A 12,693-nucleotide genomic window follows, 5' to 3' on the forward strand; every position below is an offset into this window, starting at 1 on the left:
TCTCAGCCTCCTCACGGTCGATGCTTTTAACGCATCGCTCGCTGCCGCGAGCCGGACATGAAAAGTCGGGGACTCGATCGGTCGTGTCGCCAGCCAGGCGTAGACCGCTGAACTACTCGTATCGTTTCGGGCGCGCTGCTGGCTGCGGTCCGGTTACCCCGATCATTTCAACGGTAGGACGCTGGCCTGGGATGCTGCACCTTCGCGCCCAAGCGACTGGGGCATCGGCACCGTGCAGACCCGTGGCCATCGTGAGACGCCCATCGTCCACGCATCGGCGGCCAAGCTTGCATTTCGCGGAGCCGCAAGCAGAGGCCTTCCGCGAGTGTGGTGATCGTGGTGGGCGACGCTGCATGCCTTGGCGAAGAGTCCTGAGGACCGTGTTTCCTTTCCACCCCAAGGCGTCGATCACTGCTCGTTGCCGTTCGATTCTGGAGGGTCATCGCCTGGGTAATCCAGGTATGCGGTGAGGGCAGTCGCCGTCAGCCCATCGGCGAGGTACCCGCCGAAGGCGTGGAATCCCAGGCCGGTGTCCGTGGTCTCATCTTGATCAATGGGGAACACGTCTGAGAGCCCCGGTGGGATCGCGACGATATCGCCGACATCTGCGATGTTCACCCACCGCCGCACACCGGCGGGCCGTGTCCCCCGCCCGGCACGCAGTGCGGGGTCCAAACGCCGTGCCAGCCCCGGCAGTCCCAGGGGGGAGCCCACCGTCAGCAACAGCTCAACGTCCAGATCCGAATAGGCCTCATCGAGGAGGGTTTCGTAGACGACGACGGAGCCGAGCGAGTGTGCAACTACAACGGTCGGTCGATAGTCGCGGATCGTCTTGCCCACGCGCTCGCGTGTGAGCCTGCGCCTATCAGGCCAGGCAGTGTATGCCTCAACGTCTCGCAGAAGCGCGACCATGATGCGTTCCAGCACACCCACCGTATGCTCTTGCATCGTCTGAGCCAGCCAGCCGCCACGCTTCCTGACCAGCCATCCCAGCATCTGGCGCAACGGTACAAGCCCGATATTCTGGGGGTCTTGGGGCGAAAAGGCGCCTGCTTCCGCCAGCCATTCAGCGGCCTCAGCACGCTGTTTGCGTGTGAGGTCCTCGAAACGCGGATCGACATCGGTGGCGTGCGCCTGGGCGGGCGGCTCGGTACGGAGCAGGTCTGCGTAGTAAGCCATCACCACCTCGGGACTCGCTTGCCCCAGCCGTGCCTTAGCCAGTCCTTCCGCCAGCTTCGAACGACACTCCTTGGCTTTGAGGCACGCTGCCTTCTCGGGCGTCGCCCCCGGGACGTGGTTGAAGATCCCGTGCACCAAGACCACCGGCTTCATCCCATGCCCCCTTCCGAGCAGGCGGCTCCTGACCGGGATGTAGACCAGGACTCCGTTCTCCCAGCTTCCCTGGAGCAGGGGAGCCACGCTCGTCGTACACGCTGGCCTCTCGCTGGGTAGGGTGCAGGAATCACGCCAGCGGCCCTGCAAGACGTATGGGCGGGGCCTGGACGTCGGCTGGGCGCACGGCAACTGCGGCCAGCACAGTGTCCGGCGAGGCCGTCAGGTGCAGGCCGCTGTCCAGATGGATCGGCCACTTCGGCGCCACGTGCGCGGATGACACCTCACCATCAACGAAGCCACGCGCATCCGCGCGCAACGGAGACCGTCTTCCCCCCCAAGGCGCCACAGCGAGCAGTTCAGCTCACATTCCTCGTCAACGAACATCGTGCCCGGAAAATCCCGCCGGCCATGGAGCCGCACCTACGGCACTGACTCAGTGCTGGTCTGATGCGGCCCGGGCCGCATCAGAGGAGGGCGTCGAGCCGGGCGTACGGTTCGGGCGCCCCAGCCGAGCGGACGCTGGCGAGCGGGTTCAACACCCGTCGCACGTGCGGGAATCCGGCGCGCGTCTCACCCCGCGCCCCGGCGGCACCGTACTTCGCCGAGACGGACGACCCCGAGGCGGCCGCCGGTTGGCGTGCGCCGCGATCCGCTTGGCGCCTGGGCCTAACGCACGGCTCAAGCAGTTACATGGTGTGGGTACAAGCCCCCCGCCACGTGAGGTCGGTCGTCTCGGAGACCACGTCGCAGGACGCGGATGTCGCCGCCGTCGAGGGAGTGGGAGATCTGAGGCCGCGCTAGCCGTCGGGCTGGTCCTGCAGAAGCTGGACAGCAGCCGCAGGCCCCGGCCAGGGCGTAATCCACACCTCGGACTACTCAAGGCACGATCGCCCTGGACTTTGGCCAGTGCTTCGCAACCTCATCAGTCCGGCCATCAAAAGCGCTTGAGAGGACGCATTCCCGGGCGGTGACCCGCCAGCGGATCCCAACGCCACTCCCCCGACGCCATCACATAAGCGTTCTCACTGCAAATGCGGCAGTCTCATCCAACCTGCACGATTGCAGGTCATACGGCCCGCACAGGTTCCAAAGTCCGTCGCAACCTATCTGCGGCACCGCAGGCCAGAGGCGCACAACAACCGCAACCCCGATGAAACCTCACACCCTTCCCGACCGGCTGCGCGATCCCGTCGCCCGGCCGCCATGCGAAAGGCCGTCATGCCCGAGAACAGCCAAGCGACGTCGTCCGATCCGGACGCCGACGTCCCCGACCGTCCCCTGACGCTGGCCGTGCTGCGCCAGCTGGTCCGCAGCGACTGGCGCGGCCTGCCCGGCAGCACGCTGATCGTGCTGTCCCGCGACGTCGAGGGCAACGCCTACTCGCCGTTCGCCAGCTACAGCCGCTCCCGGTACGCGCCGACCTACAACGACTCCGTCGGCGAGGTCTTCCCGCTGCCGGAGGAGCTGAAGAAGGACAAGGAGCTGCGCGAGCTGTTCGCCGACGTCCCGGACAGCGCCGCTCCGGCCCTGGTGCTCTACCCGCTCGGCTGACCGGACCCGCGGGGCGGGACAGCCCGGACGGGCTGTCCCGCCCCCTCACGAAAGCGACGTGTCACCCACCATGTCCGCCTCCGCACAAGCCTTTGAGGAGAGACCTCACCAGCCGGTGCTGGTCATCAGCGACAGCCCCCAGGACGACCCGATCGGTCTGCTGCCGTGCCCGGTCCCCCTGAGGCACTTACCGTCACCTCTGTTCAACGCCGACGAGTACCACGGTGCCCCGCTCGTGCTCCTGGACGACCGCAGCTACACCAACTTCACGCTCCGCCACATGCCCCACCGCCCGGGCCTGATCGTCACGGGCGCCGACCCCGACGACGGCACGGCGTACCCCCGGGCCGTGGCCATCGGCGCCGAGGCCGTCCTGCGGGCCGGACAAGACCTGGCCTGGCTACACCTGCGCCTGCACGCCGCAACCGACTGCCACCACGCCCACTGGGAAGCACTCCTGCCCGCCCCTCCCCCACCGGACGGCAGCTGATGACCGGACGTCATCTGGCACGTCAGCCTCCGCGTTCTCGGCAAGTTCTGGGCCGGACCCAAGCACGTCACACCGAGAAGAAGAGAGAAGAGAGGCATCACCGTGATCACCCCCGACCCCGCCACGCCCGAGGGCGCAGCTGTCATCGACCTGCACGAGAAGATGAACGACCTTGAGGAGCGCGCCGGCGAGTGGCCCGGCGCCGACACCGTCAGCGTCCTCGACACGTGGCTCGCTCGGTTCGACTTCACGCGACCGGTAACGCGCGCGCGGCAGGTCGCGGGCAGCGTCTGGGTGCTGCGCCGTCAGGACCGCCACGAGGACGAGGTGACGCTCTGGGCCGATGAGGATTCCGCGCTGGCCACTCTGGCACAGCACGTGCGCAGCAGCTGGGACAATCTACTCGGGGACGACGGCATCCCGGAGTGTCCGCCCCTGAGCGACCGTGAGGCCGTCGACCTGTACTACGGGCCGGAGGCTGAACGGGCAGACGAGCACTACTCGCTGTACGCCGACGACATCGGCCGGCTGGTGCGGACCCAGCCTGCTCCGGACGGCTTCCGCTTCCCGGACGAGGAGGTCTGCGCCGCAGTCAACAGCGCAGCGGTCTTCCACCCGATGGCCGGACCCGACGACGAAGGCCTGCCGTGCATCGAGATCGCCGGCGTTCTGGTCTTCGCCTACCTCGACGCCGACATGCAGGCCGTACGGGTGTCGGTGCATCTCGACACCACCGACGAGCCGCTGATCCGGTCCGACGCAACGGTGCCGCTGCACGTGGAGGTCGGGAGCTCCACGGTGTTCAGCGCGGGTGCCGTGCTGGAACGGGCCGCGGCCGGAGGGTGGCGGCAGTGGCTGCGACGGCTGGTCCGCCCGGTGCAGTGGGCGAGGGGGGCGAGGGGGGATTGACCAACCCCGGGACACACTATTATTTCAGATAGGAAGTGTTCGTATGGCCCCGTCGATCACGCACGTGTCCGGCACCGTCACCAGCGACGCCGAATGCCGCTTCACCGAATCCGGCATCGCCGTCTGCCGGTTCCGCCTCACCCAGACCCCCAGCCAGTGGGACGCCGGCACCCGGCAGTGGCGGGACGGGACCCCGATCTCCTACGTGTGCACCGCCTGGCGCAACCTCGCCCGCAACACCGCCGAATCCCTCACAGCCGGGGTCACCATCCTGGCCAAAGGCCGCATCACCGAGATCAAGGACAACTCCATCTACCTGAGCGTCGATGACATCGGCATCAGCCTGCGCCAGCGCATCGCCTACACCCAAGCCAGCCTGCCCAGCCCGGCCGCCACCGCTCCCGTCACCCCTCCCCCGACCCCTCAGCCCGACCCTCCGAGCGCACCCCGCCCTCCCGCCACGGGGCCCGGCAGCCCGCCCGCCTGGTGGGAGGAGCACAGATCCTCCGGCTGGTCCGATACCAGAACCTCCGCCGCCGACGGCACTCCCCTTCACCTCGGCCGCTGACGCCCTCCCCTCCTTCCCCTCCTCCCCTCTCCCCCTTCACTCGCCCGCCCGCAGCACCGGTTCGCCCGCCGTGCGGGTGGATTTTCCGGGGCCTCACCCTTGAGGCTGGTCGGCGTAGGTCCGCGCCTGAGTACGCCACAGCCCGGCGTACTCGCCGTCGGCTGCCAGGAGTTGCTCGTGCGTGCCTTCCTCCAGGAGGCGGCCGCCGTCGAGGACGATGATGCGGTCCGCGGCGCGGGTGGAGCCGAGGCGGTGGGTGATCAGGACGACGGTGCGCCCTTCGCTGAGGGCCCGGATGCGGTCGTAGACGGCTTCCTCGGCGCGGGGGTCGAGCGCGGAAGTGGGTTCGTCGCAGATCAGCAGGGGGGCGTCCTTGCGGTGGAAGGCCCTCGCGCCTGCGAGGCGCTGCCACTGGCCGCCGGATAGGTCGCGGCCGCCCCACTGGGAGGGCGCCAGGTTGGTGTCGAGACCGTCGGGCAGGCGCGCGATGACGTCGTCGGCGCCGGAAGCGCGGGCCGCGTCCATCACGGCACGGTCCGAGCCGTCGCCCTGGCCGAGGGTGATGTTCTCGCGGGCCGATACCTGCCAGCGGGCGATGTCCTGGGGCAGCAGCGCGAGCCGTGACCACACCTGTTCTGGGTCGGCCGTGGTCAGATCCACGTCGTCCCAGGTGACCGTGCCGGTGGTGGGGGTGTAGAGGCCGGCGAGGAGTTTGGCGAGGGTCGACTTGCCCGCGCCGTTGGCGCCCACGATCGCCAGCACTTCGCCGCGGCGGACGGTGACGCTGACGTTCTCGAGCACGGGCAGTTCGCTGCCGGGGTAGCGGAAACTGATGTTGTGCGCGGCGATGACGGCCGGGCGGTCGGGCACCGGGACGGGCTCGGCGGGGAGCTGGGCACGGTGTGCGGCGTCGGTGAGGAAGCTGGCCCAGTCGCCGAGGTACAGGCCGGTCTTGTAGGTGGAATTGATGCCGGTGACCAGCTGGTTGAGGAGCAGGCGGCAGGTCTGGACGGCGATGAACGCGGTGCCCGCCGCGGCCGCCGGGATGTGGCCGCTGAGCACGAGCCAGAGCAGCGCCCCGTACACGAGGAGCGCGGCGCCTCCGGCCATGGTGTCGCCGAGCAGCTGGTAGCGGGCAGTTTGTCGGCCGACGCGGGCGGCGTGCTCGGTCAGCCGGTCGGTGACGGTGGTGAACTGGCCCAGGAGCCAGCCGCGCATGGTGTTGGCCCGGACATCCAGAGCGGTGGCGCGGCCGGCGGTGCAGTAGATGAGGTTGTGGCGCAGGCGGCGGTCGGAGAGCGTGTGCCGCTCGGCGAGGTGGGCGGCGCGGGCGGCGCGGACGGCGGCCGCACCGCGCGGGATGACTGCGAGGAGCAGCAGCGGCAGCAGTACCGGGTGGAGAGCGGTGAGGATGCCGGCGGCAGCGATCAGGCCGAGCAGCGCTGCGGTGAGCGCGGTGAGCGCTTCGATCATCAGGTGGGCGTCCTTGGAGGCCCGGTTGGCGGCCTCGCTGTGGTCGCACCAGGCCGCGTCGTCGTAGGCGGCGAGCGGGACGCGGGTGGCGGCGCTCAGGTAGCGCAGCTCGGCGATCGCGTCCACACGGGGGCCGATCCGCGCGGTGATGGCCAGGGTGGTGGCGGCGATCAGGGAGCGGCCGACGGCGGCGACGGTGATCAGGGCGAGCGAGGGCAGCGCCGTGTGGATGCGCTCGGCGGTCGGTCCGGGCGCGAACAGCGGAGCAAGGGCGCCGCGGGTGGCGTAGAGGCCGATCGCGGTGATGGCGCCGGTCGCCAGCTGCAGGACGGCGGCGAGCAGGACGGCGCGCCGGTCGGCGTCCCAGGCCAGGCGGAGCGCGGTCACCGTCAGGGCGGGCAAGCGCCGCGCGATCGTGGTGAAGTCGTCGGCCAGGGCGTTGTCGTGCCGCTCGGCGCTGACCGTGTACTGCGGCAGCATCTCGCCGGCCCCGGCCGGTCGCCGTCGGGGCCACGGCAGGCGAAGGATCCGCCCGGGGGCGGGAGGTGCGGGGGTCTCGCGGGAGCCGCTGCGGGCTCGGGTATCGGTCACATCCTGGGCAACGCGTCACCCATACGGGTGGACATCGTGGCGAAGGGTGGCGAATTTCAGTGCGAGTGGTACGCCGTGGGTGGAGGCGTGTTCAGCGTTCCAATTATGCGCGAAGGAGGAGTTCTGACTCCGGGGAGAGGGTGGCGACGCGGAGCTGGTCGCCGTCGCGGTAGGTCAGACTCCCGGGCACATCGTCCACGGCCGGGTGGTAGTCCGCGCGGGACAGAGCGGTGAGGACTTCGGTGCGCAGGCCCTCGCGGAGCGCGGGCGACATTCCGAGCGGGATGGCGAGGTCGACGTGCGAGTCTGCGAGCGCGGCGGTCACCACGGCGCGGGTCTCCCGTGTCGTCATGAGGGGCAGGCGTTCGGTCACCGATCCAGTATCGGGCACGGCCGAGGGGAGCGGAGCAGGACCTTGGTGGTCAGCGTCAGCCCGCTGCTACCTGGAGCGCGGGGACGTACGGCCAGACGCGGTCCATCTCGTTCTGGCCGACGATGGTGTGCCCGGCTTCGATCCAGGCGTGCGCGCCCTGCGGGGTGAAGCGGGCCCCGACCGCCCAGCGCACCCGGTGCCCGGTGAACGCGGCGGCGAAGTACGCGCCCAGGGACGTCTCCAAGCACGCGGCGCGACCGGGCCACCATCGGGTGGCACGACAGACGGCGGCGTGGGCGGACTGCGCCTCCTCGGGGGTGGCCGGGCTCCCAGGTAGGCGGACGGCGGCATGCGCGACCGCGACGGCGGCGCGGATCGGCAAGAGCCTGAGCAGAACGACGGCCAGGAACAGCCCAACGTGTCCGGCCAGACTCTGGGTGGTACTCGCTGGAACGGAAGCGGCGAACCGCACCTCGAGGCGCTCGTGCTGGATGGTCCGCGGGGCGGAGTGGAGGAGGTCGGCGCGCTCCAACTCGTCGACCAGGGCGGTGAGATCGACCCGCACCTGCTGCGGGTCGGCGCCACGACTCGACCAGTAGCAGGTGAGCTTCTCGATCGCGTCGGCCGGTGTGGCTCCGTCGGTGATCGTGCGCCACAGCTCGGCGCCGATCGGCTCGAGGAACCGCCACTGGCCCCGGCCAGTGCGCAGGTCCATCAACGCGACGCCCTCTGGGCCGGTGGCGGCGTAGATTCCGGCAGTGTTCCTCATGTCGTTGCCTCCTGAGCCTGGCGGGCGGGGGCCTTCTCCCACCAGGAGTCGCGGGTGGTGGGCAGGGTCGCGAGCCACAGCTCGGTGACGATCAGCGTGTGCAGGGCCGCGAGCGGGGCGAGCTCGCCGCGGGCGGCGCCGTCCAGGGCCGCGGCGGCCGCTGCCGCGTCGAGCAGCCCGGCCTGGGCCAGGCCGGAGTTAGTGAGGAGGCGGCGCAGGGTCGGGGCGTTGGTGCGCAGGCCGGCGTACAGGCTGCTGGTGAAGGCGGTCTTGGTGCGTCGCTGCAGGAGGAAGCCGGGGAGGTGCCCGGTGAACGCGGCGCGAGCGAGCGGCTTGTAGTCGCCCGGCTGGAGGCGTTCATAGCCGGGGATCGCGAGGCAGGCGTCGACGACGGCGGTGTCCAGGAACGGGGCGTGGACGGGCAGGTGCCACTGCTGGCGGGCGATCTGGTCGAAGGTCGCGTGCCCGGCACCCATGAACTCCAGCGCCAGGCGTTCGTGCAGGACACCGGGGCTCACGTGCGGGTCAGCGCCGTCGGCTCGGGAGGTGACCAGCTCGGCGACGAGGGTCCGCCCGGCCCGGGTGAGCCAGGTCGCGGCCGCGGTGATGCCGCACCAGCTCATCATCTCCCGCGGCGGGGCCCAGCCGGGATGACGCAGGACGGCGGGCCCGTCGAGCAGTTCGGCGAGGACACGTAACGCCTGGGACTGGTTGGTGTGTTGGGTATGTGCGGCCTGCCGCAGCATCGGCCACAGCGCGGTGTGGCGGGCACGGGCGAGCTTGGCCGTCCGGCCGACGGCGGCAAGACACTCTCCGGCCCGGTACTGGTCGATCACCGTCATGGGCAGCGCGTCCAGGACGTTGTCGCCGCCGCGCCCGGTCAGGTGCAGGTGCGAGCCGTACGCGCGGGCCGGCGCGAGCTGGGCCGTCTTGATGGCGAGCAGACCGAGCGTGAGCGAGGGGCTGTCGGTGAACGGCAGCGCCGCGGGGTCGTCCAGGGCATCGAAATGCTGAACCTTGTCGTGGGTACCGTGCACCCGGACGTGGTCGATGGCCGGATTGCCGGCGGCGATCCGCTCCGCGTACTGCACGTCGTCCTGCTGGCTCATCCGGCCATCGGTGTAGGTGACGGCCAGCAGCGGGGTGCGCGCGGCGGCGAGGCTGGTCAGGGCCGAGCTGTCGATGCCGCCGGACAGGTCTGCGGAGAGCCGGTCGGTGCTCACCGCGCGCCGGGTGACCGCAGAGGTCACCGTCTCACGGACAAGCGGTGCGCCCTCGGGCAAGGAACGCTCGCGGGCCCGATGCGGCACGGGTTCGATACGCGGATCGGCTCCGGCTTCCAGGACAAGCGCGTGGTCGGGCGGGACGCGCCGCACCGTGCGGAAGTGGCTCGCCTCAGCGGCGTCGAGGCCCCGCAGCATGAAGGCCGCCAGCAGGACCGCCGGGTCGGGCTCCGCACCGGAGTAGGCGGCCAGCGGCGCGGCCGCGGTCGCCCACAGCACGCCGTCGTCGAGCGGCAGCCAGTACACGGTGACCGTGGCGGCCCGGGTGCCGGTGATGCGCCATGTCGGCCCGGTCCGTACGACGCTCAGGTAGCTGCCCGAAAGCCGGGTGGCGGCCGCCCAGTTGTCGCGCCCGCCCGCCTCCTGCTGGGCCGCAGCGAGCTCCTGGTCGGTGGCCAGGCAGCAGCCGATCACGAGCACATCGCTGTGACCGTCGCTACGGGTGCGGATCTCTCCGGGCGCGTACCCGGTCGTCCAAATCCGTCCCGCACCGTGGTCGTACGCGATGGTTGCCTGGCGGGGCTGCCAGCCGTGCAGGCCCTCGTCGCCCCTGCGCGTGGTGAACCTTCCCGCAGTGAACCGCATGGTGCCCACCTCGGTCCCTTCGTCCGCCCGTCGCTGATGGTGCCTTTCACGGGCGAGCGCCCGGGACACCGGCTGAAAGCCGAAGGTGTCCCGGGCACTCGCTCACCGGCGTACTCCCTGTTCGCGGGGCGCTACTACTGCCAGTACTCGGTGTCGTCCGCGTTGTTGGCGCTGGCGCTGCCGAAGGTGGCGCCGGTGACGGTGCCCAGGATGCTGATGACGGGCGCGGTGTAGCTGACGGTCTCGAACTCGGCGTGCTCCACGGGATACCTCCACGAGTCGGTCTGTCGGGTTGGTCCGTCGGCCGCACGGGGCGGTGCAGGCTCCCGTGCGGCCTCTTGGACTCCTCTATGAGAGCGCGGAGCAACGCGCCCCAACAGATCAGGAGTTGGGGACTTCCTGGTTCGTGGGGTAGGACAAAACTGGGTTCCAACTAGGAAGTACCGCCGTCAGCGGCCGGTGAGCAAGTCGAGGACGGCCTGGTGGTACACCGCGTACACCTGCGGAAGCTCGGCGAGGTGGGCGCGCTCGTCGATCCCGTGGAGCCCCACATACGGCACGCCGAAGCCGGCCGTCGCGGGAATCCCTCCCTCGCCGGCGAGGAGGTTGCCGATGTTCGACGGGCCCGCCGTCTTGGTTCGCACGGCGATCCCCAGAGACGTGGCGGCCTGGATCAGCGCGGCGGCGGGCTGCTCATCGTCCTGGAGGCGGAACGGTGGCCAGCAGGCGATCGGCTCGACGCGGGTGGGAGCGGGGCCGGGGAGCTCGGCGTCGAGCTCGTCGACGGCCTTGCGGACCAGGGTCTCGGCGTCCTGGTCGTCGAAGGCGGGAGTGGTGCGAATGTCGAGATTCAGCTCGCACCGGTCCGGGGACACCGAGAAGCCCTGCCCGCCGTGGATCGCGGTGATGGACAGCTTCGGTGGCAACGGGAAACCCGAGCCGTCGATCGGACTACCGGGCAGGTCGGCCGAGTCGAGAAGCTGGACCAGACGGGCGGCGCGGGAGACGGCGCCGAGCACACTGCGACTGGACCCAGAGTGCCCGGACGGCGCGTAGACGGTGATCGTGGCGCGCCAGAGGCCGCGGCCGCCGACGACTACCTCGTCCATGCCGGGGTAGCCGATCATCACGCCGGCGGGCCGGGCGGCCTCGGGGTCGGCCAGGTAGGCGCGGGCGCCCCCGAAGCCCCCCGTGTGTTCGTCGACGTCGAGGAGAACGGCCAGGCCACCGTGCAGCGATTCGGCGCGGGCGTAAACGTCAGCGGCGATGTGCACGAAGGCCGACGCCGCCAGCTTCGAGTCGGCCGCCCCTCGTCCCCGGAGCCACCCCGACTCCACGTCGCCGGCCGTGGGCGAGAACGACCAGGCGCTCTCGTCGCCGAAGGAGGCGGTATCCACGCAGGCGTCCAGCGTCCACCAGGAGCCGGGCCGTCCACCCGTGATCTCCACCAGCAGGCCGACAAGTTGACCCGCCTCGTCGTGCAGGCGCCGGTGCGGCAATGCCCGGCCGGACAGCCAGTCCTCCAGGGCCCCGAGCACGGGCGCGTAGTCGTCGATCCCGCCGCGGCTTGGCCGGCGGATCAGCTCCTGGGCCAGTTCGATGACGGATGCCGATCGCTGGGCGGCCTGCGCCACCAGGTCTTCGCTCACGTGTCTCCTTGCCATGACGTTCCGCCGTGCCGAACGGGCAAGGCGTGAACGGCCTCCAACGTCTCCACCGGCCGCGCGGACGCGCACGCCTCCCGGCCATGCTGCACCAGTCCGACCGCGGCTTCGCGGCCCAACAGAATTCCGCAGTCGAAGCCTTCCGCGCCATGAAATGAAGGCAAGGGGACCACCGCCGCGTTCTCCGAGGCCACGAAGTACCGTTCCATCGCCTGCAGCGGCTCGACGATCCGGATGTGCAGCGTCTTGACCCCATTGCGGCGCTCGGCCGGATCACGAAGTTCCAGAAGCCGCACCAGGTGCTCGGACAGCGCCAGATGCCGCGGCGGCCCGTACAGAATCCGGTAGTGCACGAGATCAGGCCGCTGAGCCACCGCTGTCTCGATCGCGGCGAGATAGGCCTTCTCTCTACTGCGTGAGCCGGTGACGACCAGATGCTCCTGCGCTCCGGCGACCACCTCGACCATGGCCTCGACGAGGTCCGTATATCGGGTGAGCACCCGCACGACCACGTCTGTGCCGGCGGCTTCCAGGTCGCTCGCGCTGTCGGTCCCGTCCTGATGGGCGAAGAGGATCTCGGGGCGCTCACGGTAGACCTGACTCAGGCCCCGGCGGTTCTTTGCGCCTGTGCGCTTGCGCCCCGCCTCCCAGGCGCTGATGGCACTGCCGTCCGTCGAGCCGCCTGTGATCGCATTGAGCTCGTCGGCAGCTTCCTCCTGCGTCAAGTTCCGTGCCAGGCGGGCGCGTTTGAGTGGCGAGTCCCCGCTGGTGGATCCGGTCACCGCTACCCCCAGGAATGTGTTGGGCCCATCAGCGCCTCGCGAACACGCCGACCCGCACTCTGGTTGTTCCCCTGACACACCAGTTCCAGCGGCGCGATCCGTGGAGCCGACGAGTTGACGAGAAATGCGCCTTACATGCCTGCCGGGGCTCCAAGCCTGTGACCAGCTGAGCTACTTGACAGGTGTAGATAAGGCCCGCGGTGAAGGTGCAGTTCGGTCTGTACGACGTCTCCGGCAGGAAGCGGCGGCTGTGTTCGGGGTTCCGGTCAGCACCGCCGTCCTCACCAAGTCCCTGCCTCACCTGCGCCCTTCTGCGCGCC

At 70.2% G+C, this 12,693-nt stretch carries 12 protein-coding genes and 1 pseudogene; 4 read left to right on the top strand and 9 right to left on the bottom strand.

The window, feature by feature from the left end; translation table 11 throughout:
• Nucleotides 1-408: 408 nt before the first annotated feature.
• Both AB5J50_RS00195 and AB5J50_RS00200 read right to left on the bottom strand, forming a co-directional pair.
• Nucleotides 409-1,332: a hypothetical protein gene (locus AB5J50_RS00195; RefSeq protein WP_369253727.1), complete on the bottom strand. Its 924-nt coding sequence runs from the start codon at nt 1,330-1,332 to the stop codon at nt 409-411.
• Nucleotides 1,333-1,802: 470 nt separating this feature from the next.
• Nucleotides 1,803-1,993: pseudogene (locus AB5J50_RS00200) on the bottom strand (2-(5'-triphosphoribosyl)-3'-dephospho CoA synthase); the annotation flags it as partial.
• A 560-nt stretch (nt 1,994-2,553) separates the two neighbouring features.
• On the opposite strand from AB5J50_RS00200, the gene AB5J50_RS00205 reads away from it, so the two are divergent.
• The 4 genes from AB5J50_RS00205 (at nt 2,554) to AB5J50_RS00220 (ending at nt 4,853) form a co-directional block, all read left to right on the top strand.
• Nucleotides 2,554-2,886 carry a hypothetical protein gene (locus AB5J50_RS00205; RefSeq protein WP_369253729.1) on the top strand — a complete coding sequence of 111 codons (333 nt, stop codon included), beginning with the start codon at nt 2,554-2,556 and terminating at the stop codon, nt 2,884-2,886.
• A 58-nt stretch (nt 2,887-2,944) separates the two neighbouring features.
• Nucleotides 2,945-3,376, top strand: a complete 432-nt coding sequence (locus AB5J50_RS00210; protein ID WP_369253730.1) for a hypothetical protein — start codon at nt 2,945-2,947, stop codon at nt 3,374-3,376.
• A 102-nt stretch (nt 3,377-3,478) separates the two neighbouring features.
• Nucleotides 3,479-4,285 carry a hypothetical protein gene (locus tag AB5J50_RS00215; protein WP_369253732.1) on the top strand — a complete coding sequence of 269 codons (807 nt, stop codon included), beginning with the start codon at nt 3,479-3,481 and terminating at the stop codon, nt 4,283-4,285.
• Nucleotides 4,286-4,328: 43 nt separating this feature from the next.
• Nucleotides 4,329-4,853, top strand: coding sequence for a single-stranded DNA-binding protein (locus AB5J50_RS00220; RefSeq protein ID WP_369253734.1), 525 nt, complete (start codon nt 4,329-4,331; stop codon nt 4,851-4,853).
• A 93-nt stretch (nt 4,854-4,946) separates the two neighbouring features.
• Here AB5J50_RS00220 and AB5J50_RS00225 read toward each other — a convergent pair whose 3' ends face one another.
• The 7 genes from AB5J50_RS00225 to AB5J50_RS00255 form a co-directional block, all read right to left on the bottom strand.
• Nucleotides 4,947-6,917 (bottom strand): ABC transporter ATP-binding protein, encoded by a 1,971-nt coding sequence (locus AB5J50_RS00225; RefSeq protein ID WP_369253736.1) that lies wholly within the window; start codon nt 6,915-6,917, stop codon nt 4,947-4,949.
• Nucleotides 6,918-7,020: 103 nt separating this feature from the next.
• Nucleotides 7,021-7,290, bottom strand: a complete 270-nt coding sequence (locus AB5J50_RS00230; protein ID WP_369253738.1) for a hypothetical protein — start codon at nt 7,288-7,290, stop codon at nt 7,021-7,023.
• 55 nt (nt 7,291-7,345) lie between these two features.
• Nucleotides 7,346-8,059: a lasso peptide biosynthesis B2 protein gene (locus AB5J50_RS00235; protein WP_369253740.1), complete on the bottom strand. Its 714-nt coding sequence runs from the start codon at nt 8,057-8,059 to the stop codon at nt 7,346-7,348.
• Nucleotides 8,056-9,927 (bottom strand): asparagine synthase-related protein, encoded by a 1,872-nt coding sequence (locus AB5J50_RS00240; RefSeq protein ID WP_369253741.1) that lies wholly within the window; start codon nt 9,925-9,927, stop codon nt 8,056-8,058. The genes AB5J50_RS00235 and AB5J50_RS00240 overlap by 4 nt, the downstream gene beginning before the upstream one ends.
• Nucleotides 9,928-10,061: 134 nt before the next feature.
• Complete coding sequence (locus tag AB5J50_RS00245; protein WP_369253743.1) at nt 10,062-10,190, bottom strand: hypothetical protein; 129 nt, start codon at nt 10,188-10,190, stop codon at nt 10,062-10,064.
• A gap of 186 nt (nt 10,191-10,376) precedes the next feature.
• The gene (locus AB5J50_RS00250; RefSeq protein WP_369253745.1) at nt 10,377-11,576 is read right to left on the bottom strand and encodes a M20 family metallopeptidase; all 1,200 of its coding nucleotides are present in this window, start codon (nt 11,574-11,576) and stop codon (nt 10,377-10,379) included.
• The gene (locus AB5J50_RS00255; protein WP_369253746.1) at nt 11,573-12,373 is read right to left on the bottom strand and encodes a helix-turn-helix transcriptional regulator; all 801 of its coding nucleotides are present in this window, start codon (nt 12,371-12,373) and stop codon (nt 11,573-11,575) included. The genes AB5J50_RS00250 and AB5J50_RS00255 overlap by 4 nt, the downstream gene beginning before the upstream one ends.
• Between the last annotated feature and the right edge of the window lie 320 nt (nt 12,374-12,693).

The organism is Streptomyces sp. R35 (assembly GCF_041053035.1).
Lineage (GTDB): Bacteria > Actinomycetota > Actinomycetes > Streptomycetales > Streptomycetaceae > Streptomyces > Streptomyces lutosisoli.